Origin of the sequence: Micromonospora sp. DT233, from assembly GCF_049841815.1 — a bacterium.
Lineage (GTDB): Bacteria > Actinomycetota > Actinomycetes > Mycobacteriales > Micromonosporaceae > Micromonospora.
Genome location: NZ_JBNCLB010000016.1, coordinates 18,503 through 45,025 on the forward strand (window position 1 = coordinate 18,503; position 26,523 = coordinate 45,025).

Annotated in this window: 20 protein-coding genes; 15 read left to right on the top strand and 5 right to left on the bottom strand. The window is 70.8% G+C overall.

Going from position 1 to position 26,523, the window contains the following annotated elements; all coding sequences use genetic code 11:
* Positions 1–213: 213 nt before the first annotated feature.
* The 6 genes from ACLQ2V_RS24630 (at position 214) to ACLQ2V_RS24655 (ending at position 5,831) form a co-directional block, all read left to right on the top strand.
* Positions 214–1,947, top strand: coding sequence for a NucA/NucB deoxyribonuclease domain-containing protein (locus ACLQ2V_RS24630; protein ID WP_425720944.1), 1,734 nt, complete (start codon positions 214–216; stop codon positions 1,945–1,947).
* 52 nt (positions 1,948–1,999) lie between these two features.
* On the top strand, positions 2,000–2,575 hold the full coding sequence (locus ACLQ2V_RS24635; protein ID WP_425720945.1) for a hypothetical protein: 576 nt from the start codon (positions 2,000–2,002) through the stop codon (positions 2,573–2,575).
* Between the two features lie 494 nt (positions 2,576–3,069).
* On the top strand, positions 3,070–3,951 hold the full coding sequence (locus ACLQ2V_RS24640; RefSeq protein ID WP_425720946.1) for a helix-turn-helix domain-containing protein: 882 nt from the start codon (positions 3,070–3,072) through the stop codon (positions 3,949–3,951).
* Positions 3,944–4,138, top strand: a complete 195-nt coding sequence (locus tag ACLQ2V_RS24645) for a DUF397 domain-containing protein (protein ID WP_425720947.1) — start codon at positions 3,944–3,946, stop codon at positions 4,136–4,138. Before ACLQ2V_RS24640 ends, ACLQ2V_RS24645 begins: the two co-directional genes overlap by 8 nt.
* Before the next feature lie 347 nt (positions 4,139–4,485).
* Positions 4,486–4,827: a hypothetical protein gene (locus tag ACLQ2V_RS24650; protein ID WP_425720948.1), complete on the top strand. Its 342-nt coding sequence runs from the start codon at positions 4,486–4,488 to the stop codon at positions 4,825–4,827.
* Positions 4,828–4,829: 2 nt separating this feature from the next.
* Positions 4,830–5,831: a hypothetical protein gene (locus ACLQ2V_RS24655; RefSeq protein ID WP_425720949.1), complete on the top strand. Its 1,002-nt coding sequence runs from the start codon at positions 4,830–4,832 to the stop codon at positions 5,829–5,831.
* Between the two features lie 35 nt (positions 5,832–5,866).
* On the opposite strand, the gene ACLQ2V_RS24660 is transcribed toward ACLQ2V_RS24655, so the two are convergent.
* The 4 genes from ACLQ2V_RS24660 to ACLQ2V_RS24675 form a co-directional block, all read right to left on the bottom strand.
* Positions 5,867–10,768 (bottom strand): class I SAM-dependent DNA methyltransferase, encoded by a 4,902-nt coding sequence (locus tag ACLQ2V_RS24660; protein WP_425720950.1) that lies wholly within the window; start codon positions 10,766–10,768, stop codon positions 5,867–5,869.
* Positions 10,765–13,569, bottom strand: coding sequence for a helicase-related protein (locus tag ACLQ2V_RS24665; RefSeq protein WP_425720951.1), 2,805 nt, complete (start codon positions 13,567–13,569; stop codon positions 10,765–10,767). Before ACLQ2V_RS24665 ends, ACLQ2V_RS24660 begins: the two co-directional genes overlap by 4 nt.
* Before the next feature lie 13 nt (positions 13,570–13,582).
* On the bottom strand, positions 13,583–14,644 hold the full coding sequence (locus ACLQ2V_RS24670; protein ID WP_425720952.1) for a serine/threonine-protein kinase: 1,062 nt from the start codon (positions 14,642–14,644) through the stop codon (positions 13,583–13,585).
* A gap of 110 nt (positions 14,645–14,754) precedes the next feature.
* Positions 14,755–16,689, bottom strand: coding sequence for an N-6 DNA methylase (locus tag ACLQ2V_RS24675; protein WP_425720953.1), 1,935 nt, complete (start codon positions 16,687–16,689; stop codon positions 14,755–14,757).
* Positions 16,690–16,828: 139 nt separating this feature from the next.
* Between ACLQ2V_RS24675 and ACLQ2V_RS24680 the strand changes: the two genes are divergently transcribed.
* From ACLQ2V_RS24680 to ACLQ2V_RS24690, 3 genes are all read left to right on the top strand, one after another.
* The gene (locus ACLQ2V_RS24680; RefSeq protein ID WP_425720954.1) at positions 16,829–17,656 is read left to right on the top strand and encodes a ribonuclease HI; all 828 of its coding nucleotides are present in this window, start codon (positions 16,829–16,831) and stop codon (positions 17,654–17,656) included.
* Between the two features lie 25 nt (positions 17,657–17,681).
* Complete coding sequence (locus ACLQ2V_RS24685; protein WP_425720955.1) at positions 17,682–18,083, top strand: hypothetical protein; 402 nt, start codon at positions 17,682–17,684, stop codon at positions 18,081–18,083.
* Between the two features lie 93 nt (positions 18,084–18,176).
* Positions 18,177–19,523, top strand: a complete 1,347-nt coding sequence (locus ACLQ2V_RS24690) for a hypothetical protein (protein WP_425720956.1) — start codon at positions 18,177–18,179, stop codon at positions 19,521–19,523.
* A gap of 178 nt (positions 19,524–19,701) precedes the next feature.
* On the opposite strand, the gene ACLQ2V_RS24695 is transcribed toward ACLQ2V_RS24690, so the two are convergent.
* The gene (locus ACLQ2V_RS24695; protein ID WP_425720957.1) at positions 19,702–20,208 is read right to left on the bottom strand and encodes a hypothetical protein; all 507 of its coding nucleotides are present in this window, start codon (positions 20,206–20,208) and stop codon (positions 19,702–19,704) included.
* A 194-nt stretch (positions 20,209–20,402) separates the two neighbouring features.
* Here ACLQ2V_RS24695 and ACLQ2V_RS24700 point away from each other — a divergent pair, with 194 nt between their 5' ends.
* Genes ACLQ2V_RS24700 through ACLQ2V_RS24725 form a run of 6 tightly spaced genes read left to right on the top strand, consistent with a single transcriptional unit; the run spans position 20,403 to position 26,503 of the window.
* Positions 20,403–21,332: an STM4015 family protein gene (locus tag ACLQ2V_RS24700; protein WP_425720958.1), complete on the top strand. Its 930-nt coding sequence runs from the start codon at positions 20,403–20,405 to the stop codon at positions 21,330–21,332.
* A gap of 7 nt (positions 21,333–21,339) precedes the next feature.
* Positions 21,340–22,293: an STM4015 family protein gene (locus tag ACLQ2V_RS24705; RefSeq protein WP_425720959.1), complete on the top strand. Its 954-nt coding sequence runs from the start codon at positions 21,340–21,342 to the stop codon at positions 22,291–22,293.
* Position 22,294: 1 nt separating this feature from the next.
* Entirely contained in the window at positions 22,295–23,386 is a 1,092-nt protein-coding gene (locus tag ACLQ2V_RS24710; protein WP_425720960.1) for an STM4014 family protein, read from the top strand.
* Positions 23,374–24,177, top strand: a complete 804-nt coding sequence (locus ACLQ2V_RS24715; RefSeq protein WP_425720961.1) for an STM4013/SEN3800 family hydrolase — start codon at positions 23,374–23,376, stop codon at positions 24,175–24,177. The genes ACLQ2V_RS24710 and ACLQ2V_RS24715 overlap by 13 nt, the downstream gene beginning before the upstream one ends.
* Complete coding sequence (locus tag ACLQ2V_RS24720; RefSeq protein WP_425720962.1) at positions 24,174–25,499, top strand: STM4012 family radical SAM protein; 1,326 nt, start codon at positions 24,174–24,176, stop codon at positions 25,497–25,499. Before ACLQ2V_RS24715 ends, ACLQ2V_RS24720 begins: the two co-directional genes overlap by 4 nt.
* Positions 25,496–26,503: an STM4011 family radical SAM protein gene (locus ACLQ2V_RS24725; RefSeq protein WP_425720963.1), complete on the top strand. Its 1,008-nt coding sequence runs from the start codon at positions 25,496–25,498 to the stop codon at positions 26,501–26,503. Before ACLQ2V_RS24720 ends, ACLQ2V_RS24725 begins: the two co-directional genes overlap by 4 nt.
* Positions 26,504–26,523 lie beyond the last annotated feature (20 nt).

Sequence of the window (26,523 nt, forward strand, 5' to 3'; positions counted from 1 at the left end):
AACATGCATTGAGCAATGCCATTTGCATAACGGGTCACTCATCCAACATATCGCGGGATTCACGGGGCCTTCGTCGCAGCGTACTGCCGCTAGGAAATGGATGTCAGTGGCCTGACACAAGCGTTGACGCGCACCGCGAGCACTTGTTTGCATAATGTCGCACTTCGATCCGAGAGCTGCGACACGAAGACGGGGACCTGGCTCGGTGGAGAGATGCTCTCCGCGTACTTGAGGCGGCATGCGATGCCGGTGGGCGGGCGCCGCCCGCGCCTGCGGAGACGCATGGTCCTTGTTCGGATTCCGTCGCGATCATTCCGTATCGATGTCGCGTGCCGGCGAACGGCCGGAAACAACGATCAAGGAGGAAACGTGTTTCACCGTCATCTCCGCCGCCCAGGCACAGGGGTGGCCGCCATCGCGGTCACCCTCCTGACCGTCGCGGCGCCGCTGTCTGTACCCGCGTACGCCGCCCCGGAGGCGGGCCGGCAGGTCGCCGACGATGCCGTCCTCACGATCAAGACGACCGTCGGCATCCGAGGGGCCGACCTCGATCGGCTGCGCGCGCAGGGACAGCGATCGGCGGGTTCGCAGACGCCGGCCCCACCGGCCGAGCCCCAGCCCGCCGACCACGCCCCCCGCTACGACCAGCAGCAACGGGTGCCGGCGCTGTCGCTGCTCGACGCGCAGCAGGAGGCCAACCGGCAGATCGCGGCGCACCCGCAACCCGCGAGGCCCGCGTCCAAGGCGTCGATGGGCACCACGGCCGCCGCGCCGATCGGCGAACAGCCCGCCGCCGCCCGCGTCAAGGAATGTTTCGACGCGGGCGGCGCCGACCGCGGCATCGGACGTATCCACAACCGGTTCACCTACTGTGCCAAGATCAGGCTGACGGCCGAGTACTGGGAGATCGACAACAAGGGAATTCCGATCGAGAAGGAAGGCACCACGACGGCGAATTTGGAGGTCTTCACCCAGGGCGACGACAAGGACCGCAGAGTCCGGGTGTTCTCCAAGATCGAGGAGGACTCGGTCGACTACGACTGGGGATGGTTCGACAACCTCTTCGTCGCACCCAACGTGCCCCTGAGCCTGATCGGCCACTGCAGCGAGGAATTCGAGGTCTGCCACGCCAGCCGGGGTGCGGCGACGATGCCGTGGGCGACGTGGGACAACTACACCCGCTGGGTCTACTGGGACGTGTACAACCACGAGGTGGTGACCGAGGGCCGGGACAAGCTGTCGGTCAACCGCTGGTACGTCTCGGCCTACACGGACTCCAGTCAGTACCACACGATCCGGCCAGGCAACACCGCGCCGCGGCTGGTGCGCTGCGACTCGGCCACGTACTTCCAGAGGTTCGGCACCCGGTACCCGAAGGCGTGCATCTTCACGGAGACCATCCCGCACCTGACCTACGACCTGGTGTCGGACTACACCGACGTGTCGCTGCACATCTGGACAGCGCAGAACGACCCGAACAGCACCTATCCGATGCTGGCGCCGGACGGCGTTCCGTGGCCGCGCGACAAGAACATCCCGGGCAAGTTCTTCCCGGGGAACAACACCGCGCCGTCGCTGCACCGGATCACCCAGGAACTGCACCCGACGCTGGTGCAGGCGAACTCCGACCACAAGAACGGCGCCTGCTACGGCCTGCCGCCGTACGGGCACATGTATCAGCTGACCGGGCTGCCCGTGCCGCCCAATACCCCTGACGAGCAGTGCGACGAGTACCCGTTCGCCTCGACCCTGGAGGGCGCGGGGCATCCCGACCCGGAGCACCCCGACTTCAACTTCTCGGTCGACGCGGTCAAGCAACACGACAACAGCGTCGCCGGCGGAAAGCTGATCGCCTACTACGTCGACGATAGGATCCTGGCCTGGGACGCCGGCCTTGACCGGCCGTTCGAGGTCAACGACAAGTTCTACGTCAACATCCGAGGCTGACCAGCCCGGTGGGGCCTCGTGTCCGCGAGGCCCCACCGCCCGGAGGTAACCCGTGCCAGAACCGCTCAACCTCCACCAGACCCTCGGCGAGGGGTGGTGCATCACCGTCGCTGCGCTGCGTGCCGAAGAGACGCTTCACCGCATGGGGGTGGCCGAGCCCCGCGACATACCCGACGCGGTACGGCTGGTTGCCGATCGGCTCTCCACGCGGCGGCCGGGTGACCGGTCGGTGCTGCTGCTGGCGAAACAGGTCACCGCGCGGTGGACGATGGCCCTTGAGCTGGAGGCGACGACCGGCTGGGTCGGCCTGGACCACGCCGTGCTCTCCCGGCTCTCCGCCGCCGGCGGCGCCGCCTGCTCCGTCATGTCCGACCCGAACCAGGTCAACGCGACGTTCGCCGTGGACGGGCAGGTCAACGCGACGCTCGACCTGATCAGCGGCAGAGTCTGGGGTACGCCACCCGAGCCCGTCGTCGCCACGTTCGGCGCCGGCGGACCTCGTTCCCGCACCGATCTGACCTTCTCACAACGCGCCGCCGCAGTGCTGGAGGCGATGACCGGCGCACCGGTCGACGCCGCCCTATTCTTCGAAGACCCCTGGAAGGGCGGGCTCACCGGCAACCCGTGATGCCCACGGCACTGCGCAGGGCAGGCACGGCGCCTTGCGATCGTCGGGGACCGCGAGAGCGGCGGGCAGGCGGAAGGCCGCCGGTGCGGCTGCGGCGGCCACCGCCGCCGGGCAGTCGGCGCGGCAGGTGTACCACTCCGGATCTGCGCTATGCACCTCGTGCGCCTCCGGCTGCCGCCGAGTGGCGTTGATATTCCATACGGCGAACCTATCGATCTTCGCCGCCCGCCACCTCGACCGATCCACTACGGACCGTCGCTCGGACGGGGATGACTGGACGACAAGCAGCAATGATCCCCCGCGCGTCGAGAACTCGCCCACGCGTGGGAATTGCACGGTGATGGCTCTTGTCGGGGGCTTCTTGTAGGGTCGGGAGACACCTTCGAATCGAATGGCCGCCCACTCCCCCACTCATTCCAGGGCACCATTCCGATGTTTCACCGACGCCAAAGAGGATGTAACAAAACGCAACACCGGAGAGGAGCGGGAAGCGGATGACCGAAGACCTGGGATCGACAGTCCCCCGACGGCAGCTCGGGCGAACGCTGCGGGACCTGCGCACCGAGGCACGGATCACGATCGACGGCGCGGCGGAGGCGCTGTACTGCAGCCGGCAGAAGGTCTGGCGCATCGAAAGCGGCCTCGGCTCCGTGCGCCCGGTCGACGTGCAGGGCATGTGCGAGCTGTACGGTGCGAAGCGCGAGTTGACCAAGGCCCTCACCGCCCTGGCGGCCGAGACCAAGGCCAAGGGCTGGTGGCACTCCTACGGCCTCGCCATCCCAGACTGGTTCGAGATGTACGTCGGGCTGGAAGCCGCCGCGCATCAGCTTCGTGAGTACGAGAACACCCTGGTCCCTGGGCTGCTACAGACCCGCGACTACGCGCTCGCCGTGTACCAGCACCGAGCCGACACGACGGACGAGGAGCGAGCACGCTTGGTCGAGGTGCGGCTGCAACGCCAGGCCATCCTGGAGCGACGGCTGCCTCGGGCACCCAGACTCGAGGTCATCCTTGCCGAAGCAGCCCTGCTCCGCACGGTCGGCGAGCCTGCGACGATGGCCGACCAGCTCCGTCGACTCCTGGCCGCCGACGAGATGCCCAACGTCTCCATCCGAATACTTCCGCTGACCGCGAAGATGCATCGCGGCGCAGAGGCAGGCGCATTCGTCATCCTCGACTTCCCGCTGGGCAACCGGGCCACGCCCGAGCCACCCGTGATCTACAGCGAGTCGTGGACCGGTGCGCTCTATCTGGATCGGCCGGAGGAGTACGCCGCCTACGAGCAGGTGTGGGCAAGCCTCGATGATCTCGCCCTTGATGAGGCACAATCAAGGAACCTCATCAACAAGATCATTACGGAGGTCCACCATGGCTGAGTTGACCGGGGCACAGTGGCGCAAGAGCAGCCGCAGCGGCAGCAACGGCGGCAACTGCGTGGAGGTTGCCAACAACCTTCCCGGCCTGGTCGCCGTACGCGACAGCAAGGACCCGGCCGGGCCCGCCCTCACCTTCTCCCCCACCTCCTGGACCAGCTTCGTCCGGTCTACCAAGCCCACGCACTGAGCCGTGCGGCCGACGGGAGCGCAGCCGGCATGCTCGCCGGGTGCACTGGTGGCGAGAGAGGCGTCAGCCGAGATCTTCCACTCGGCATCGGTCAGGTCAGACGGGTACCGCCGCACTCGCGACCAATACCCGCCTACCGACCGGACCCGGCTCATCGATCGGACCCGCTGTGCGACACGCCCGATCAGCACACATCCCAAACGCGCTCTGAAAATGGAATCAGGCAGGCTGTCCCCAGCACTCGCGGTGGGAGTTGATGGCCGGTGGGTAGACAGCTGGCGGAGCCCGGCAGTGACAGATCAAGGACATTCCCGCTCGGCGCTTCCGTGGGGATGCATCCGTCATTCATGCTGGAGGGCGTGCCTAAAAGACGCCTGACCGCCTTCGCACTCTGCCTATTGATCATCGTTTCGCTGGTAATGATCTTCAGCGGAAGCCTCGATGGCGCTGCAGCCTGGGCCAATATCATCGCGTTGCCGGTAGCGATGATCGGCGTGGCCTTAACGATTGGAAGCGCCAGCAAGTCAGCGTCCTCGTCAGGCGCTCAAGATCGGGACACCCCGAGCAGCCCGGCGAAGCCGGACAGAGATAGCCCCATCGTCAACCAGTTCGGGTTTGGTGGGGAACGTCAGGCCAACGTCGCGGGTAACTACTTCGAGCGAGGCCGTGGCGATTGCGAGAGCAGGTGAGGGTGGTAGACAAGCAAATTGGCTTTGGCGGGGAACGTCAGGCCAACGTCAAGGGGGACTACTACGAAGGGCCTGTTTATAACAACATACGCAACCATTTCGGAGTCGAGCCTGATGCCGGAAGAAGCGAATCTGAGGCTGAGGCGACGGAGTTTAGCTCGGGCCATGGGACCGCAGCAGCCGCAGGCGGCGGTGGCTTGGGCGTGGTCGTCGTCCTTGCCGTCCTGGGCTACTTCATCTTCGGCGGAGATGAGCCGTTCCCAGCGATATCGGATCCCTGGCCAGCTGAGGTGAAGCAGGAGGCCGTAATCGCGGCTGCCAGTGGCTGGCTCGAGAGGTGCGCGACGTCGACGTCCGCGACTCCCGCCAACTGCCCGCAATCCATCACCGAAACATCAAATGTCTCCAAGCTCCGTTGGGTCTTCTACGGTAATCCACTCGAAGCTCCGGTCATCCACTACACCGAGGCGGAAAGCCGCTTTGACATGCTGGGGACCATCATCGTGACGGCGGACTACACCGCCTCGAAAGAGGTGCGTCGCGTCGTGACGCCAGCGAAATATTGGGCCAAAATAAAGTGGGTGGACGGAAAGCTTGACGTCCAAAACATTAAGGAGCATTCGGCAATAGGTGACCCCAAGGTGGTTAAAGAAGATCCCAAGATGCCATGGGAACCTGCGGCGGCGAAGCTGAGCGACGCGTTCACACGGTGCGCACGCGGCGCGAAGTCGGCTATGCCCGCGGGATGTCCGGAGTGGAGTCCACCGCCGGGCGCCGAGAAGATTAAATGGTCCTTCACGGGCGATCCCATTCTAACTGCTCGCGCTACCTTCGACCAGCAGTTCGGGATTTACCGCGTCAAGGGCACATACGAATTGTCGGTGCGCTACAAGTGGATGGGGTCTGCTAAAACTGACAATCGGAATGCCACTTATGAAGCGTTGATCGCGTCGACCGCCGCAGGGCCAGTCGTCCTTCAGATCAAGGACACGGCCACGCCCTAGCTAGGGGTAGGGATGGTATGCGGCTATGACTGCGATCAAGCCGCGCCGATCGAATCCTGTAACCGCTTATGGAAAACGGCGTGCGCCCGCCGATACCCACTCTCCCGATCCGCCTTGCAGAATGGAGGGGCATAGCCCTCCGGTGCGGAATTGTGCTCCGGATCGTCCAAGTGAATCCGAAGTTGTTCGTAATGACTTTTTTCTTGGCCAAATCCGAAGGAGTTGTGATTAGCGGCAACCTTTCTCCCACGCGCATCATGCCATATGCCCGATTCATAATCTGACATGATCGAATAACGAGATCGGTATATACTTACAAGCTGCTCAGCATCGAGGCCAATCCAAACCGCAACAATCGCATCGATCTCCACGAGTGCCGCCCATCGCTCAAGTTCAGACCTCAGCGGCACCCCGGCCGCCCATTCATTATCACGGATAGATAAATTGCGGACTCCGCGCCAATTAACGGCCCACTCTTCCCGCCCAAAACTCTCAGAGTAAGCGCTACGCCATAGAGGTGAATAAGCTGCCGTCTGACAGTTGAGGCGCAGGGCGCGCAGCGCCAACGCATCAGCAAGGGGATGCGTCGGTTCAGGGAGAGGCATTGCAAGAGCTTCCGCGACCTGGAGATCACTTCTGCGCGTTATCCTTAACAAATAATCTAAACAGATCGACGCCCAGAAACCCGCACAAAGGACAGTCTTTCGATCATCCGAAAAGGCGAGGGACTGGACAGAATGAACGTGAGTTGGGCCAGGCGGAATAATCGCAGCAAAAAGGCTTCGTTCACTATCGAACGCGATCAGCCTACGCCAAGCAAGACGAAAGAACTCAGTATGCGGCTTCCCATTCCAGCGGTCGTGGGCGTCCCTGTAACGGCCCTCATCACAAGCGCGCACATAGTTCGTTCTCGGCACCGCCTTAAGTTCCAGATCCCCCAGGTCCCAGCCAACCCAGTCCCGATTCGTCCGGCAAGGCACTTTCGGCTGTTTGTGGAAGGCGGTAGCAACACCTAAATGAGGGCCCTGGATCACCACATCCTCCCAGTCACCGGCTTGGGCAGTCGCCCACCTAACCAACCCATCACGCTTGCCCTTCCCCTCATCGAAACCGATAGTGATGGAGGGGCGATCATGCATGACCCTTAATCTGAATCGCGCCAGCGAAGAAATAATCGGCGATTCCGCTTGAGTCACCGGATACAGCAGACGCGCCTGTCGGACAGGTATTGCGGTATCGCTTGAAAGGCCTTGCCATTCCGCCAGCAGTTCTTCATCCACAACCACGAGGCGCGCACGGTGAGGGCGGATATCCCACGCGCCTGCATGCTTAATTCCTGGCTCCTCACCTTTGCCATCGTGAACAAGCGAGCCTGTTAGCGTCGAAGCGTCGAACAACCAACTGATGTGAGTAAAGTTAACGGTTTGCGGCTTCCCATAAATGTTGATCGCAAACTCAGTGTTCGCGTGAACTTCATCGAATATTCCGCGCCGGTTATGGAAGTGGGCATGGAATCTCAAGTGCTCGTACGCAGCAGCCCGGAGATTGCCCTCTCTCGTCCCACTGAAATGCGAGTCGGGATGCAAAAGGCCGCTAACGCCAGCTGGAGCAATATTTCCCCACGAGCGGACCATAAAAGCCCTGTACAGATCAGGCTTCGTGCCGACCATAAGAACATAAGAAGAGGGCGTTCCGAAAGTTGATGAAGTGGCCGCGTAAGCAGCAAGTTCCCCAACGAATGAACGGAGCCCATCCTCGGTAGCAAGCTGAGCCTGCTTACGCCTCCTCCAATCGCTAACGTCCGGCTTTTCTACCATCCCGAACCACGGATCTCGATCAGCCAACAGATCACCTTCGTGCCATTGCGGCCTAACCCAAGGAGGATTGCCCACTTGGAGGTCAAACCCACCTCGAATGAAGGCTTGCGCGAAGGTCAGTTCCCAGTGGAAGAAGCCCTGCTGGTTGGCGATCTGGTCGGCGGCCAGGAGCCAGGGGAACCGGTCCGAGAGCATCCATGGCGAGTCGACGCCGATCACCCCGTCGAGCTTCTGCTCGAAGTCGCTCATCGCGCTCAGGCTCGTCAACTCGCGCCCGTAGAACCGCTCCGTGGCCTCGTCCGCGTCGCTGCGCCCGATCAGCGCCTCCGCGAACGCAAGCCAGTCGTCCAGGTTCGTCAACGGGACCTGTTGGCGCAACTGCTCCGCCACCGTCACCCGCCGCGTCCCCCCGACCGGCTTCGTCGGCAGCTTCGCCTGCTGCGCCTGCACGTTGCCGTAGAGGTCCGCGACCTCGTAGACCACCGGCTCCTCGTCCGCCGGCACCTCGCTGACGTGCGACACCTGGACGGGCGCGGCCGGGTACGCGGGGTCGGAGCCGTCGAGCAGCCCCACCTTGTCCAGCGGCCAGAACCACAGCGCGCACCACACGTCCATCAGCGTCTTCAGCCGCCAGTACGGGGTCCCGGGCGCGGTCAGGTCGGCGAGGATCTGCTCCCGGGCCACCGCCCCGCTCACCTCGGGCAGGTCGTCCGCACCCCAGACCTTGATGTCGCGGCGGATCTCCCGCTCGGAGATGGCGAGGCGCTGCTGCACCAGCCCCCACAGGAACTCGACCCGCCCGGCGAGCGCCTGCAACCGCTGGACCTGCGAGTTCTTCCCCTTCGCGGACGGCGTGCGCTTCATCGCCGTACGCCAGGCCTTGAGCTTGGCGGTCTCGGCCGGGGCCAGCTCGCGGGCCTCCTTCTCCCCCGCGACCGCTCCCCAGCCGTCGGCGGGGAGCAGGAAGTGGTGGATGGTGCCGGCCTCGATCGGCCCGTCCCGAAACGGCTTCTCGGCCGGGGCGGTGGCCAGCCACGACTTGTCGGCGAGCTGCGCCGGGGTGTACGTCTTGCGCCCGCAGCCGATCAGGGAGTTGCCGCGTTGCAGGTGCAGGCCGAACCAGGGGGCCTGCAGGCCGGCGTGCATGACGTTGAGCCAGAGCGACACCTCGGCCAGCTCGACGGCGGTGCGGTTGAGGTCGACGCCGTAGCAGTTGTGCAGGGCGATGTATGCCTTCACCCGCTGTAGTTCGAGGTGGTAGTCCTCCGGGTCGAGGGTGACCTCCAGTTCGGCCTGGCGGCGGCGCAGGTACTCGGCGGCGACCTGGTTGATGGCCTCGTTGAGGAACGCGCCGGAGCCCAGCGCCGGCTCGCAGATCGTCCAGTCCAGCAGCTCACGGGCTGCGGTGGTGGCGCCATCCTGGTCCAGGCGGTACTTCAGGGCCAACTGGACGGTGACCTCGGTCAACGACTGCGGGGTGTAGTAGGAGGCGCTGGTCTGCCGGTCCCGGCCGGCGAGCCGGTAGACGAACTGCCCGGCCTCATAGCTGACCCGGCTGCGCACGCCCGTGTAGGCGTTCTCCCGGTAGACGAAGACGCCGTCGTCGTACTCGTCGGCCTTGGAGGCGGGGATCATCCACGAGCCGTCCTTCGGGTCGCCGTTCTTGGCCACCTCGTAGAGCCGCTCGGTGGCGACGAAGCCGGTGTACGACATCAGGCCCTCGTAGACCGCGCCGAGCTGGTTGATGCCGAGCTGGGCGTACGAGATGAAGCCGCCGCGCCGCTTCCGGCCGCCCTTGGTGAGCATCAGCCGGCGCAGCACCTCGTAGAGGGTCTTGTTGCGCAACCGGGTGTCGATCTTCGGGCCGTCCGGGTCGTCGGGGTCGCTGCCCGGCACGGCGATGAGCCGGCCGATGAGGCTGGTCCGCTCCGGCAGGAAGAGATCCGAGCGCATCGGCTCGAAGCGCAGGCCGACGTCCTCGCTGGCCTTGTCGTCGATCTCCGCGCCGCCGCGCGGGCGGTGCCCCTCGTTGACCATGCGGAAGAGCAGGTCCAACGACTCGTACAGGTGGGTGCCGTCCTCGGCGGACGGGGCGAGGCGGCGGGAGACGAGGTCGCCGATGCGGGCGAGGCTGTAGCCCTCGAGGTACTGGCCGTCGTTGACCGGGAGCACGCCCAGCTCGGGGCGGGCCTCGGCATAGAGCAGGAACAGGATGCGGTAGAGGTAGCGCAGCGCCTCCCGGCCCAGCTCCCGGGCCAGCTCGTCGAGGTCCATCACCTGCTGCGGCTGGTGACCGGCGGCGCGGATGCGGTCGAGGACCTCGTTGGCAATCAGCTCCACGGAGACCTTCAGGCCCTCGCGGAGCTCGCTGGAGACGCCGACGGCGTGCTGGCGGGAGCCGGCGACCAGCTCGGCGAGGGGTTCGGTGCCGCCCTCGGCGGGCGGGCGCAGCGAGTCGGCGCCGAAGAGGGCCGCGACGACGTCGTACTCCCGGTCGTCGTTGCGGGCGTAGAGGATGTCGAGGCTGACGGCCAAGTAACGGCCCTCCCCCCAGGCGGCCCGGTCGGCGAGGGTGACCACGCCGCCGCTGAGGACCAGCACGTACCGCAGCTTGGGGTGGTCGGCGGCGAGCAGCCAGGAGGCGAGCTTCGCGCCCGTGGCGATGGTCTCGTTGCCGGGCAGCGCCACCGGGTCGAGCAGCGCGCCCGCGCCGTCGGGGTCCTGGGCGGCCTCGGTGTCGACGGCCCAGCCGCAGTCCAGGGCGACGATGCCGTGGGCGGCGTCCAGCTCGACATGGGCGACGTTGACCTGGTGCTCGTGCCCGGCCCGCTCGACGGTGATCGTCTGCGGTCGCGGGTCGAAGCCGAGGGCCCGGAGCAGGTCCTGGTGCAGCTTGCGCAGCCGCTCCGGGTCGAAGAACTCGTCGTCGGCCAGCTCGGTCTTCGCGTCGAAGTAGGGGCGGCGTTGGCCGCGCAGCCCGGTGCGGGGGGTGCCCTGCCCGGCCTTCTCCCGCTCGGCCCACTGCTTGGCCAGCCCGCCCTTGACGGCGGTGGGGAGGATCTCGGCGAGGTAGTGCGCGGAGAGGTACTCGCCGCGGTTGGTCAGCGACTCGTTGCTCATCGGGTTGCACTCTCCGTGGAAGGGACGAGGACGGCGAGGACCCGCAGCAGCGGATCGCCGGCGGTTTCCAACCTGTCGAGCAGGTCGCGCTGCTCCTGGACGGTGGCGTCGACCTGCTGGCGACGCTTCTCGCGGTGCGCGCCGGGCAGCTCGTCGAGGACGCTGGCCTGCTGGAAGACGGCCAGCTTCTCGCGGTGGCGGCGCAGCGGCTCGGCGTTGACCGCATCCCACTCGGCGCGCTTGCCCGCCAAATGGTCGCGGGCCACGGCGACGGCCTCCGGGAGCAGGGCCCGCAGCGCGTCGGTGGCGATCGGCTCGGCGCGGTTGACCATGTCCGGGCCGACCCGGGCCTCGCGCAGCAGCTCGTCCATGGGGCGGATCGTCGGCCGCTCGGGCAGGCCGGTCACCGCCATCCACTGGACCACGGTGGGCTGACCGAGGCGGTTGGCGTAGACGCCCTGGATGAGGAAGGCCGGGGCGGGCACGTCGGCGGTCAGCACCGGGGCCTGCTGGCGGCCGAGCCGGATCAGCACCTTGTCGACCAGCCAGTCGACCATCGGGTGCACGTCGCTGAGGAAGGCGATCTCCGGCCACGTCGGGGTCTTGCTCTGCCGCGCCTGGTCGAGCTTGCGCTGGGCGAGCGCCCGGTCGAAGGTGACCTTCAGCCGCAGCTCCTCGCCCTCGCGGTGGGCGCGCAGATAGGAGCGGGGCAGGTCGGTGAGGCGGTGCACCAGGTCGCCGGGGGCGAGGAACGTCAGCAGCTCGTCCTCGCGGCGCAGGTCGATGTGGTCCTCGGGCCGGTCGTCGTAGATCTCGTGCAGGGCGGCGTCGACGAAGTCGCGGGTGGAGTCGAAGAGCTTCGGCACCCGGGCGCGGGGCACGTCGGCGCTCACGGGGGCGGTGCCGACCTCGGCGAAGAGGTCGGCCATCACGTCGATCTCGGCTTCGACCGTCTCGTAGGACTCCTCCACCGTCCGGTTCGCGAACAGGTCGCGGATCAGCCGTTCCGTCTCGGCCTTGTCGTCGTAGAGGCCGGTGGCGGCCGCGACGCTGCCGAGGGTCCGGTGGGCGACCTCCTCCTTGTCGAGGAGCTTCTGCGAGATCGTGCGGTCGTCCTTGGCGTCCTCGCGGGCGGAGGCGAGGATGAGCGCCCGGAACTGCGGCTGGTGCTTCTGCCCGTACCGGTCGATGCGGCCGTTGCGCTGCTCGATGCGGATGAGGCTCCACGGGATGTCGTAGTGGATCAGGTGGTGGCACTGCTGGTGCAGGTTGACACCCTCGGAGGCCACGTCGCCGGTGAAGAGCAGCCGCACGTCGCTGCCGGCCAGCTCGAACTCCTGGAGGATCTTCTGCTCGTCGGAGTCGGCCACGCCGCCGTGCAGCACCCGCACGGCGCTCGGCCGGAGGCCGAGCAGGCCGGGCACGACCTCGGCGAGCCATTTGATCGTCGACACCCGCTCGGAGAAGACCACCGCCCGGGTGTCGCTGCCCCGGCCGACGCCGATGGCCCTGAGCTCCTCGACCAGCCGGTTGAGCTTGCTGGAATCGCGGTCGGTCATCGCCGAGGTCAGCTCCGCGAGCCGGTCCAGCGCCATCAGCTCGGTGCCGGTGGCCTTCCTGCGCCGGTTGGTCACCGTCTCGTGCAGCGCGCGGTGGGAGGAGAGAAACGATTTCAACAGGGTGTACGGGAAGAGCCGGTGCTGGCCCGTGATCGCCTCGTCGCTCCACTTGCCGGCCAACCACACGTCGGTCAGCTCGTCGAAGATCCGCTCCTCGGCGTCGCCGGCCGCGCAGTGCACCGCCTGCGAGGGGCCCCGGTCGGCCCACCGGTCGCCGATCTGGTCGCGCACCTCCGGGCTGATCTTCGTGCGCCGCAGGTAGAGGTGGGCGATGTCGGCGGCCTGGTAGTCCTTCTCGTTGGCGATGGCCGCCGGGTCGAGCAGCGAGATGAGCTGGGCGAAGGACTGCTTGTCGCCGTTGTGCGGGGTGGCGCTGGCCAGCAGCAGCGCGTCGGTCTGCTTGGCGAGCCGGCGGGCCAGCGTGTTGCGGTGGGTGCCCTTGTTGATGAGGTTGTGCGACTCGTCGATGACGACGGCGTCCCAGGTGGTGGCGTCGAGGTGGTGACCGAACTGGCCTTCGTCCTTGAGGGTGTCGACCGAGATGATGGCCCGCTTGAAGTGGGTGAACGGGTTGCGCCCGGCCGGGATCTCCTGCTGGATGCGCTGGATGCCCGTCGAGTCGAGCCGCACCAGCGGGATGGCGAAGCGGGTCCACAGTTCCCGTTGGAACTGCTCCAGCACCTGCTGGGGCGACACGACGAGGATGCGGTCGCCCCGGCCCCGGCGGATCAGCTCGGCGAGGATCAGCCCGACCTCCAGGGTCTTGCCGAGGCCGACCACGTCGGCGAGCAGGATCCGGGGGCGTAGGCCGGACAGGGCCAGCTCGACGGGGCGCTGCTGGTAGGTCAGCGGGTCCAGCAGGAACCGGTCGACCAGGGCCAGCCCCCGCTCGGTGCGGGGCAGCGGGGTGCGCCGCAGCACGGCCTCCAGGAAGAGGCGGCTCTGCCGGAACCGCGACGAGGTGTCCTGGACGAGGTCCGTCTCCTCGGGCACCAGCGGGGTGATCGTCTCCAGGCCGGTGAAGAAGGTGGCCTCGACGTCCTGCACGAACTCGGAGACGCCGACGGCCTTGATCATGGTGCCGTCGGCGGTGCCGGTCCGCACGCCGCGGACCAGCCATTCCTCGTCCCGGACGACGATGCGGGAACCCGGGGCGAAGGTCGCGGCCTGGGGGGTGGTCATCGGTGGAGCCTTCCTACAGGGTCGAACGGCGGGCGTACTGGCGGCGCATCTTGTCGACCAGCCAGCGCACGTCGACGGGGGGCGGGGCGGGCCGCTCGGGGGCGGCCTCCGTGGTGGCGGCACCCGACGCCGGGGGTTCCTCGGCCACGGGGGTGGTGTCCTCCGGGTCGCGGCGGGGGTCCTCCAGGTGCGCCGGCACCGGCAGCTCCGCGTCGGCGTCGTAGGTGAGGGCGGCGACCTCCCGGCGCAGGTCCGGAACGCTCCGGCCGCTGCTGGCGGTGGCGACCGCGAGCAGCCGGGTGCGGACGGCGTCGAGCCGGGGCCGGGCGGTGGGGTCGAAGGCGAGCATCGCCCCGAGCAGCTGCACCAGCTCGGCGGGCACGCCGGAGAGGTCGGGCAGGTCGCCCGGCTCGCTGATCCGCAGCAGCAGATGCCACGAGTTGGTCGGCGGGTAGAGCCCGTGCCCGGTGAGGGCGAAGACCAGGGTTGCCGCCAGACCGTAGATGTCCACCGCGGCGGTCAGCTCCCGCTCGCCGCGCACCTGCTCGGGCGACATGTAGGCGGGCGTGCCGACCAGCTCGCCGGGGGCGGTCAGGTAGTCGCTGCGGTCGATGAGCAGCGCCAGGCCGAAGTCGATGAGCTTCGGGCCGTCCGGGCCGAGGATGATGTTCTGCGGCTTGAGGTCGCGGTGCAGGAGCCCCACCTGGTGCACCTTGGCCAGGCCGTCGGCCAGCATCGCGCCGGCCATCGCGGCCATGGGCAGCGACAACGGCCCCCGCGCGTCGACGTGCTGACGCAGGGTGGCACCGGCGACGTACTCGACGGCGAGCCAGGCCGGATCGGCGTAGGGGTCGGCGTCCTCGAACCGGGCGATGCGGGAGCCGAAGACCAGCTTGAGGCTCTCGACCTCGGCGGCGAACCGCTCCCGCACGGTCGGTTCCTCGATCAGGTGTTGCCTGATCACCTTCAGGGCAACCCGGTCGGCCGTCGGTGACACCGCGAAGAAAACCTCGCCCATGCCCCCCGAACCGAGTGGTCTGACCAGTTCATAGCCGCCGATCGTGCCCAGCGCCATTCGTCTCCCCCACGCTGACACCCCACCGTCCCGCCGGCGTGTCGTCGCTCCACATCCGACCGACGCATGACCGTACAACGTGGTCGGAGGGGGAGCCATCGGCTCCCCGGTCAGCCGTGCCGCTGCGGCGGGTCACCGTCGGAGCGCAGGCCGCCGCTGGCCAGCCCGTCGGCGGTGAGCTGCACCAGCTCCGCGCCCAGCTCCGCGGCCTGTCGGATTGCCGACTCGAAGGCGGCCAGCCGCCGGAACGCCTCCCCCTGGGCCCGCTGCCGGTCCAGCGGCAGCCGGCGCACCAGCGCCCGCCGGATGTCGAAGCGCAGCGTCCCCGACAGGCTCGACGCCTGCCGGCCGTTGGCGGAGGTGCGCAGCTGCCCGGCGAGGAACCACGGGTCGAGCGCGGCCGGGTTGACCCGCAGCAGGTAGAGGTTGCGCCCCAGCAGCGCCCCCGGCGCGGTGACCACCCGGGGGGTGAGCTGCCGGGCGATCATCGGCACCACCACGTCGCCGACGGCGAGCGGGATGTGCTGGCCGAGCTTGCCGTCGTCGCGGCCGGAGGGTTCCTCGCCGTGCAGCACGTCCGGCACGGTCAGCACGGGCGGGCCGTCGGCTGCGGTGCCGGGCTGTTCCGGGCCGGTGGCCTTGACCGGGCCGATCAGGTGCAGCGCGCCGGTGCGGGCCAGCTCGCCGACGGTGAGGGCGGGCTCCGGGGGGCCGTCGGCGGCGGCGACCGCCGGGGGGATCAGCGCCGACAGCTCGCCGACGAGAGCGGCGAGGCGCTCGCGGGTGCGTACCAGGTGCTCGCCGGTGGCCTCGGCCGCGACGGTGGGTTGGCGGCGCGCGGGGGTCAGGTCGATGTCGTCGTCGAGCAGCTCGATGACGGGGACCGCGCGGGCGAAGCCGGGCTCCTCCAGCTCGGCGTCGTCTGCGGCGGCGAAGGCCCGCCAGACGGCGAGGACCCGCGCGGGCAGCTCGGCCGGGTCGGTGGCGGCGGCGTCGACCAGCAGCGTCCGCGCCGGTGGGGGCGCGTCGACGGCGGCGCGGCGCAGCACCCACAGGTGCAGCGGTACGCCGTGCGCCGCGCCCACGCCCGGCGGGAGCGCCACGACGGCGCGCAGGTGGCCGCGGCGCAGCAGCTCGCCGCGGATGCGGCGGCCGGAGCGGCGGCCCGCGACGGTGGGCGGCATCAGCAGCACGGCATGCGCGCCGACGCGCAGGTGGGCCAGGGCGTGCTGGGCCCAGGCCAGCTCGGGCTCGCCCCGGGGGGTGGTGCCGACGATCCACCGGGGGTCGTGGCCGAGCTCGTCGTCGCCCCAGTTGCTGACGCCGAAGGGCGGGTGGCAGACGACGGCGTCGACCGTGTCGCCGTCGAAGGCGTCGGCGCGCAGCGAGTCGCCGGGGCGGACCTGCCCGGGGACGTCGCGCAGGGCGAGCCAGAGGCCGGCGAGGGTGGCCAGGTCGGGGTCGAGTTCCTGCCCGTACGCGGTGGTGCAGCCGGCGCGGACGGCGGCCCGCAGGATGGCGCCGGTGCCGGCGGCCGGGTCGAGCACGGTGCCGCCGCCGACGCCGGCCAGGGCGACCATGAGTTCGGCCAGGTCGTCGGGGGTGCTGGCGGGGCGGCCCGCGCCGTGGGCGGCGAAGCGCTGCCAGAGCTCGTCGAACGCGCCCTGTGGGCTCCGGTCGTCGGCGAGGGCGTCGAGGTCGGGCAGCAGGGGGGCGAGGCGCGGGTCGGCGGGTGGGCGGCGGGGCCGGTCGTCGCGGCGGCGGGCCAGCAGCAGGGCGCCGACGGCGGCGAGGCCGGCGGCGGGTGTGTCGCCACCGGCGAGGAGCTGACGCCAGATCCGGTCGGCGGTGGAGAGCTCGCCGAGCTTGCCCTGGGCGCGTAGCCACGTCTCGACCTGGGCCAGGTCGAACTCGGGGCTGGTGGCGCTGCCGCCCACGGGGGTGGGGAAGTCGGCGTGGCGCTTGCGCCAGTTGCTGACGGCGGCGCGGCCGACCCCGGCGAGCCGGGCGATGTCCGCCGCCGTGACGGTCACTGTTTCCTGCATCCTCGAAGTGTGGCACACCCGTCAAGCATCACTACTGTTGACACGATTCACAGTCAGTGCTTTCATTGACATCGCCGCCGCGAGGAAGCGAAAACGGGGCGGCGCTTCCCCCTCCCACCCCCGGTCGTCAGGAGTCGCCATGCGCCCCGATGAGTTCCTGCCAGCCCTGACCCTGCTCCCGGCCGACCTGCGCGACCGGGCCGCCGCCCTGCGCCGCTACACCCGCTCCGCCCGGTGCGCCGGGTGCGTCCAGATCGGCGACGCCGTCGGCTACGCCCTCACCGCCGCCCGCTACGACGAGCCGGCCGCCGCCGGGCACCTGCTCGACACCGCCGAGCGGCTCGCCGCCGCGCACCGCTGCCACCCGGCGACGATCGCGCCAGGAAACACCCGCGGCGGCCGGGGCCTGGTGGCCCGCTGGGCGCGACCGGCCGCGCCCCCGGTCGCCGCGACCGACGCGAGCTGGAAGGGCAGCTGCGGCGGCATCGGGTACGTCGTCAGCGACGGCCGGTACGGCCTGCGCGGCCGGGGCGTGGGCCGGCTCGACCCCACCGGCCCCTCCCAGGTGCTGGTCAACGAGCTGCGCGCCGTGGAGTACCTGCTGACCGCGTACGACGACGAACCGCCCACCGGGCTGACCGTGCTGCTGGACAGCCTCGGCGCCCTGCGCTACCTGCACCGCTGGCAGGCCGGCGACACCGAGGTCATGCCCGCCGGATACCGCCTGCGGCAGCGCCGCTGGGCCGACCGGCCCACCCTGGTCCGGCTCGCCGAGCGGGTGGCCGCCCGGCCCGACCTGACCTTCACCCACGTCAAGGCGCACAGCGGCCACGCCCTCAACGAGGCCGCCGACGCCCTGTCGCACATGGCCCGGCGACGGCGCGAGGAGTCCTTCGACGTCAACCCCCGCGCGCATTCGCTGGTCGACGCGTTCCTGTCGACCTGGCATGCCACCGTCCACATCTGACACCCATCCCCGACTGGAGAAGATCATGACCCACGCCACCCAGCCCACCGCGTCCGTGCTCGACCCGATCCGCGACCGGTCGGCCGCCGCCGAAACCCCCGCCGCGATCGGCCCCGGCCCGACCTACATCGGCCCCGGCCCGACCTTCCACGGCGGCCCCGGCGCGAGCCTGCGCATCGGCCCCGGCCCCACGTACATCGGCCCCGGCCCCACCTTCCACGGCGGCCCCGGCGCGAGCCTGCGCATCGGCCCCGGCCCCACCTTCGCCCCTGGTCGTCGGGGGGACCGGCGCCGGGCAGGCTCTGCCCGCCGCCGGCAGCCGGCCCTCGGTCGGCTGCGCGCCCCTCGCGCCCCGCGCCCCGGCCCCGCTCGCCGAGGCCCCGCAGCGGCCACCCGGCCGGGTGGGACGGTGGGCGGGGTGGGGTGACCGGTGGCGGTCGGTGGCGGTAACGTGGCGCGGCATCACGCTCGGCGCAGGCTCGTCCCGCCGGCGGCATCCCGCAGGCACGGAGGTCGACCCATGTCCACTGCTGGTGATTCGTACGCAGCCCGGGGAGACGCGGCCCATCGGCCGAGCTTCGAGCAGACGCTGCGCGGCTACGACAAGCGGCAGGTCGACCGGTACGTCGAGCAGGTCGAGGCCGGCGCGGCCGCCCTGGCGTCGGAACGGGACCGGGCCCAGCACCAGCTACGCAACCTCAGCGTCCAGGTCCAGCAGCTCCAGGTGGAGGTGACCGAGCTGCGGCAGCGCCCGGCGCAGGTGGACCGGGCGTCCTTTCGGGACCTGGGGCCGGTGGTGGACCAGATCCTCGCGCTGGCCGAGAAGCAGGCCGGGCTGATCGCCGAGAGCGCCGCGCAACAGGCCGGGGAGTTGCAGGCCGAGGCCGAACGGATCCTGACCGAGGCGCGCGAGCAGGCCGCCCAGGCGCGGCACGACCTGGAGGCCGAGCTCTCCGGCCGCCGCGCCGAGCAGGAGCAGGTGTACGAGGAGCGGCGCGCCGCCGCCGAGGCGCAGCTCGCCGACATCCAGGAGCTGGTGGAGCAGCTACGGGTCGACGGCGAGGCCGCGCACGAGCACGCCCAGCAGGAGGCGAAGCGGATCAACGAGCTGACCGCCCAGCAGGTCGAGCAGGCGCGGGCGGCGGCCGAGGCGCTGACCAAGGCCGCCCGTACCCAGATCCAGCAGGAGGTGCAGGCGGCGCGCACGCAGAGCCAGCAGGAGCTGGCCCAGTGGCGGGTCAACGTGGAGCGGGAGATCAACGAGCGGCGGGCGGCGGCGGAGCAGGAGCTGGCCGAGCACCGGGCGGCCGTCGAGCGGGAGGTCGCCGGCCAGCTCACCGCCGCCGAGGAGAAGATCGCCACGCTGATCGCCGAGGCGCAGCAGTACTCCACCGAGGTTCGCAAGCGCGCCGACGAGCAGGCCACCGCGCATCAGGAGCAGCTCGCCGCCGTGCAGCAGGAGGTCGGCACCCAGCGGCAGGCGCTGGCCCAGTTGCACGCCGAGCTGGAGGCCGCCCAGCAGCAGCTCAACCACGTACGCCAGGAGGGTGCCGCGGTCGACCACCAGGTCAACCAGTTGCAGCACCGCCTCGGCGAGCTGCGGCAGGAGTTGGCCGCCGAGACCACCCGGCTGGACGAGGCACGCCGCTCGGCGGAGTCGGTCGAGCGGCACGCCAAGGACGTCCGGGCCCGGGTGCAGCGGGAGGCGAAGCGGGTGGCGGACCTGGCCGCCGCCGCCGTGATGGCCGCCGCCGCCGGGGGCGGCGAGACCGCCGAGTACCCGACGGTGCGGTCCCGCCCGGAGCCGGAGCGGCCCGCCGAGACGACCGGCGGACACGCCGCGCCCGAGGTGCCCGCGAACGCCTGACCCGCGGAGTCAGTGGGCGTCACTCCTCGGGCCAGCGCCTCGGCTAGCGGGCAGGCACCAGGTCGACCAGCCCTGAATCGACCTGACGCAGCTCCTTGATGCCCTCCCGCGCCTCCGGCCGCGGGGGCGGGAGGCCGCCACCCGCGAGCGGGGTGACGGCCTCCCTCGGCGTACGCGGTCAGCAGCCGCCGCAGCTGTAGAAGAGGATGTCCCAGTGGTTGCCCTCCCGGGTGTAGAGGTTGCCGGAGCCGGCGCGGTACTGGTAGCCGAAGCCGGAGATGTACCCGACGTAGGTGTAGGCCGCCGAGACGTAGTTCTGGATGCAGGTGCTCATGGCGATGTCCAGCTTGTAGCCGTTCCAGTGGCTGTAGGTGCCGCCGGAGTGGCCGGTTTCGGTGCCGCCGGTGACGGTGACCGCGCAGCCGCTGGCCCGCTTGAAGGTGATGATGCCGTCGATCGTGGCCTGCCGGACGCCCTCCAGCGACGTGCAGGTGGCGACGTTGCGGTCGCTGCAGTTGCCGCTGGAGTAGCGGGCGATGCCGGCGGCGGCCAGTTGCGAGGCGGCGCTGGAGTGGCTGACCGCCAGGGCGGGGCCGGCGAGGCCGAGGGTGAGGCCGAGGGCGGCGAGCGAGGCGACGAGCAGGGTCGCCGCTCGGCGGCGCAGGCTGGGGCGGTTCGTGGACATGGTTCTCCTGGTCACCTGAGGGTCAATTTCCTACGGTCTCCGGGGACGCGCTCGCAGAATTTCTACCAGACATCGACATATATGACTAGATGCTGGTGACCTTGCCCCTCCGGTACGACGCCATCGGCGATCAACGTGTCGGTACGGGCTGCTACGGTCGCGCCGCCGCTGCACCAGTCGAGTCGGAGGTTGGCGTGTTCCTCGAACATCTGTCGTCGTTCGCCGGGTTGCCCGTGCTCCCCTTCACCCCCGGGATGACCCTGCCCGACGACCCGTCGGCCGTCGCCTGGCGGCTGGAGGTGGAGTCCGAGGCCGGGTCGAAGGAGTTCGGATTTCTGCTGGCGGCGATGCGCGCCGAGGTGCCCGCCGACGCCGTGCGGGCCGTGGTCGTCGGCGAGTGGGGCTCGTCCTACGAGTACGCGCTGCCGGTCGGGCTGCTGATCGACGCGGCAAAGGAGTGGACCTCCCTGCGGGCGCTCTTCCTCGCCGACCTGACCTACGAGCAGTCTGAGGTCTCCTGGCTGACCCACGGCGACATCACCGGGCTGCTCGCGGTCTACCCGGAGCTGGAGACGCTCTGGGTGCGCGGGGGCAACGAGCTGCGCCTCGACCCGGTGCGGCACACCGGGCTGCGGGAGCTGGTCTTCCAGAGCGGCGGGCTGCCCGCGTCGGTGGTCCGCGCGGTCGGCGAGTCCGACCTGCCGGCCCTGGAGCGCCTGGAGCTGTGGCTCGGCCGCTCCGACTACGGCGGCGACGCCGGGATCGACGACCTCGCCGGGGTGCTGGCCGGCACCCGGCTGCCGGCGCTGCGCCACCTCGCCGTGAGCAACGCCGAGGGTGCCGACCGGATCGCCGAGGCGGTCGCCGCCGCCCCCGTGGTGCCCCGGCTGGAGGTCCTCGACCTCTCCAAGGGGGCGTTCACCGACGCCGGGGCGGCGGCGCTGCTCGACGGGCAGCCGCTGACCCACCTGCGCCGCCTCGACCTGCACCACCACTTCCTCAGCGAGCCCGCCCAGCAGCGGCTCACCGCCACCCTGCCCGGCGTGGAGATCGACCTGTCGGACCCGCAGCAGCCCGACGTCCACGACGGCCGCGAGTACCGCTTCACCGCGGTCGGAGAGTGAGCAGACCATGAGCGACGATCTCGACACCGACTTCTTCGACGGCCGCACCGTCGTCGAGGTCCCCGAAGACGGCCCACTGCCCGACGTGGACGGCCCCGTCGCCTGGAAGATCAGGGCATTCGACGACGACCTGGACATGGATCGAGGGTTCTCCCCCGCGTTCCGCGATGCCTTCGAGCGCTTCGTCGACCTGGCCGGCGACTCCGTCGAGGCCCTGGTCATCGGCTCCTGGGGTTACGCGGGGACCAACTACGCCCCGATCGCCCAGCTCTGCGCGGCCGCGCCGCGCCTGCCGAACCTGACGGCCCTCTTCCTCGGCGACATCGGCAGCGAGGAGTGCGAGATCTCCTGGATGAAGGTCGGTGACGTCAGCCCGCTGCTGGCCGCCTACCCCGCCCTTGAGGAGCTGCGGGTGCGCGGCGGGGAGGTCTTCCGGTTCTCCCCCGTGCGCCATGAGCGGCTGCGCCGGCTGGAGGTGCAGAGCGGCGGGCTCTCCGCAGAGTTCGTCCGGGCGGTGCTCGACTCCGAGCTGCCGGCCCTGGAGGAGCTGGAGCTCTGGCTCGGCAACGACGGCTACGGCGGCGACAGCACCGTGGCGGACCTGGCCCCCCTGCTGGCCGGGGAGCGCTTCCCCGCCCTGCGCCGGCTCGGGCTGCGCAACGCCGAGATCGCCGACGACATCGCCGAGGCCCTCGCCACCGCGCCGGTGGTGCGGCGGTTGACGGCGCTGGACCTGTCGCTGGGCACCCTCGGCGACCGGGGCGCGCTCGCGCTGATCGACGGGCAGCCGCTGACCCACCTGTCCAAGCTGGACCTGCACCACCACTACATCGGCGACGAGACCGCCGATGCCGTGCGGGCGGCCCTGCCCGGGGTGCAGGTCGACCTGGACGACCTGCAGGACGACGAGGACGAGGAAGAGGACGGCAGCATCTACCGCTACACGGCGGTGGGCGAGTGACATGCGGCTGACCGTCGTCGGCAACCCCGACAACCGCCGCGTCGGCCTGTTCACCCGGGCCGTGCTCGCCGCCGGGCTGCCCCGGCCGGCGGTGCTGCCCTGGGCCGACGTGCTCACCGGGGCGGCACCGCCGCCGGCCGGCGCGCTGGTGCGCGTCGACTCCCCCGGCGAGGACCCGGAGGTGGAGCGGCTGCTGCGGCGGGCGGCCACCCCGGCCCGGCACGGCGAGCTGATCGGCCTCGCCGAGACGTACGCGGGGCTGGTCGACGGGCTGGGCCGGGTCGCGGCCGGCGGCGCGGAGCTGCTCAACGACCCGGCCGACGTCGCGGCGCTCTGCGACAAGCGGCGCTGCCACGCGCTGCTGCGCGCCGCCGGGGTGCCGGTGCCGGGGGCACTGCCCCCGATCGACGGGTACGCGAGCCTGCGGGCGGCGATGGCGGCGGCCGGCTGGGCGCGGGTCTTCGTCAAGCCCGCGCACGGCTCCTCGGCCGCCGGGGTGATCGCCCTGGCGACCGCCCCCGGTCGGGTGCGGGCGGTCACCCCGATCGAGGTGACCGGCGACGGGCTCTACAACTCGCTGCGGGTGCGGCGGTACGACGACGAGGCGACCGTCGCCGCGATCGTCGACCGGATCGCCCCGCACGGGCTGCACGTGGAGCGCTGGCTACCCAAGGCGGGGCTCGGCGACCGGGTCGTGGACCTGCGGGTGGTGGTGGTCGCCGGCCGTCCCACCCACGCGGTGGTGCGCGCCTCCCGGGGGCCGCTGACGAACCTGCACCTGGGCAACGCGCGCGGTGACCTGGCGGCGGTGCGGGCCGCCGCCGGGCCGGCGGCGTGGGCGGCGGCGATGGAGAGCTGCGAGCGGGCGGCGGCGTGCTTCCCGCGCAGCCTGCACGTCGGCGTCGACCTGATGTTCCTGCTGGGGTGGCGGCGGCACGCGGTGGCGGAGGTCAACGCGTTCGGGGACCTGCTGCCCGGGGTGCTGGTCGACGGCCGGGACACCTACGCCGAGCAGGTGCGGGCGCTGACCGACGGCCGGTGGGCCGCGTGGCGCGCCACCGCCGGGCGGGAGGTGGCGGCGTGCGGAGCCTGATCGGCGGGCACGACATCTGCCTGGTCACCCTGGACACGCTGCGCTGGGACGTGGCCGACGCGCTGGCCGCCGCCGGGCGCACCCCCCGGCTGGCGCGGGTGCTGCCCGGCGGCCGGTGGGAGCGCCGGCACTCCCCCGCCAGCTTCACCTACGCCGCGCACCACGCCTTCTTCGCCGGTTTCCTGCCCACCCCGGTCACCCCCGGCCGGCACGAGCGGCTCTACGCGGCGGCGTTCCCCGGCAGCGAGACCGCCGGCGACGACACCTGGGTCTTCGACGCGGCGGACCTGCCGACCGCCCTGGCCGGGGCGGGCTACCACACGCTCTGCCTGGGCGGGGTGGGGTTCTTCAACCGGCGCAGCCCGCTCGGCGCGGTCCTGCCCGGTCTCTTCGCCGAGGCGCACTGGGAGCCGGCGTTCGGGGTCACCTCGCCAGCCTGCCTGGACGCCCAACTCGACCGGCTGGCCGAGACCCTGCCCCGGGTGCCGGCGGCGCGGCCGCTGTTCACGTTCCTCAACGTGGCGGCGCTGCACCAGCCCAACCGGCACTACCTGCCCGGCGCCGAGCACGACGACCTGGCCAGCCACGCCGCCGCCCTGGAATACGTCGACTCCCGCGTCGACCGGCTCTTCGACCTGCTCACCGGGCGGGGGCGGCCGGTGTTGACGATCATGTGCTCCGACCACGGCACGGCGTACGGGGAGGACGGTCACACCGGCCACCGCATCGGCCACGACGTGGTGTGGACGGTGCCGTACGCCCACTTCATTCTGCAACCGGGAGAACGGTGACCAGCACCGACACGGGCCTCGACGGCTCGCCGTACCAGCAGTACCTGTACGCGTACCCGCACAAGACGTCGTACCGGGCGCTGCGGCCCCGGCCGGCGCTGCACGACGTCTGGCGGGCGCAGCCGCGCGACGCGCTCTTCCTCTACGTGCACGTGCCGTTCTGCGAGATGCGCTGCGGGTTCTGCAACCTGTTCACCCGCTCAGGCGCCCCCGCCGAGCAGGTCACCGCCTATCTGGGGCAGCTGCGCCGGCAGGCCGGGCGGGTCGCCGACGCGCTCGGCGACGACGCCGGGTTCGCCCGGACGGCGTTCGGCGGGGGCACCCCCACCTATTTGACCGCCGACGAGCTGACCGAGCTCTTCGACATCGCCACGACCACGCTGGGCGCGCGGCTGCCCGGCGTACCGCTGTCGGTGGAGACCTCGCCGGCCACCGCCACGCCCGACCGGCTCGCGGTGCTCGCCGCGCACGGCACCACGCGGGTGAGCATCGGGGTGCAGAGCTTCCTCGACGCCGAGGCCCGCGCCGCCGGCCGGCCGCAGCGCCGCGCGGAGGTGGAGACGGCCCTCGGCGCGATCCGCGACGCGGCGATCCCGGTGCTCAACGTGGACCTGATCTACGGCATCGACGGACAGACCGCGCAGACCTGGCGGGCGAGCCTGGACGCGGCGCTGGCCTGGCGGCCGGAGGAGCTGTACCTCTACCCGCTCTACGTGCGGCCGCTGACCGGGCTGGGTCGGCGGGCGCACGGCCGGGCCGACTGGGACGCCCACCGCCTCGCCCTGTACGCGCAGGCGGTGGAGACCCTGGGCGCGGCCGGGTACCGGCAGGAGTCGATGCGGCAGTTCCGCCGGGCCGACGTGCCGACGCCGGACGGGCCGGACTACTGCTGCCAGGACGACGGGATGGTGGGGCTGGGCTGCGGGGCGCGCTCGTACACGACCGCCCTGCACTACTCGTTCGACTACGCGGTCAGCGTGACGCAGGTCCGGGCGGTGCTCGAGGACTACCTGGCCCGCCCGGCCGACGACTTCCGCTTCGCCGAGTTCGGGTTCCACCTCGACGACGCCGAGCAGCGCCGCCGTTGGCTGCTCAAGTCGCTGCTGCGCGCCGAGGGCGTGGACCCGGTCGCGTACGCGGCCCGCTTCGGCGGCCCGCCCGGGGCGGACTTCCCGGAGCTGGGGCGGCTGGTCGACCGGGGCTGGGCCGCCGACGGCGGGCTGCGGCTCACCCCGGCCGGGCTGGCCCGCTCGGACGCGATCGGCCCGTGGCTGACCTCCGCGCGGGTGCACCGGGCGATGACCGGGTACGTGCCCCGGTGAGTGCCGTGCCCGTCGAGCTGAGCGCCGCCCCCGGTGCGCCGGGTCCCGCGCCCGCCGGCCGGGCCTGCGCCGCGCCGGCCCCCGCCGTGCCAGCCTCCGCCGTGCCAGCCTCCGCCGTGCCAGCTTCCGCCGTGCCGGCTTCCACCGTGCCCGAGCTGGCGGTCCTCTACCGGGGGCCGCTGGCCTCCTGCAACTACGACTGTCCCTACTGCCCGTTCGCCAAGCGGCGCGACCCGCCGGAGCTGCTGGCCGCCGACCGGGCGGCGCTGACCCGGTTCACCGACTGGGTGACCGCCACCGCCGACACCCGGCTGTCGGTGCTGTTCACCCCGTGGGGCGAGGGGCTGACCCGGCGCTGGTACCGCGAGGCGCTGGTGTCGCTGTCGCACCTGCCGCACGTCGCGCGGGTGGTCATCCAGACCAACCTGGCCGCCCGGGTGGAGTGGCTGGCCGACGCCGACCCGACCCGGGCGGCGCTCTGGACGACGTACCACCCGGGGCAGGTCGCCCGGGAGCGGTTCCTGGCCCGCTGCGCCCGGCTGGTGGAGCTGGGGGTGCGCTTCTCGGTGGGGGTGGTCGGCCTGCCGGAGCACCTGGCCGAGGCGCGGGCACTGCGCGCCGCGCTGCCACCCGAGGTCTACCTCTGGGTCAACGCCGCCGAGGGCCGCCGCTACACCGCCGCCGAGGAGGCGACCTGGACGGCGCTGGACCCGCTCTTCGGCTACAGCGTGCGCCCGCACCCGTCGCTGGGCCGGCCCTGCCACGCCGGGGAGACGGCGATCTCCGTGCGCGGCGACGGCACGGTGCGCCGCTGCCACTTCGTCGACACCCCGATCGGCAACCTGTACGACGGGTCGTGGCGGGCCGCGCTGCGCCCCCGGGCCTGCGTCAACGCGACCTGCGACTGCCACATCGGGTACGTGCACCTCAAGCCGCTCGGGCTGCGCGACGTCTTCGCCGGTGGGCTGCTGGAACGCGTCCCGGCCGCCTGGCCGGAGGGTTGAGCGGGCCGGCTGGACGGGCC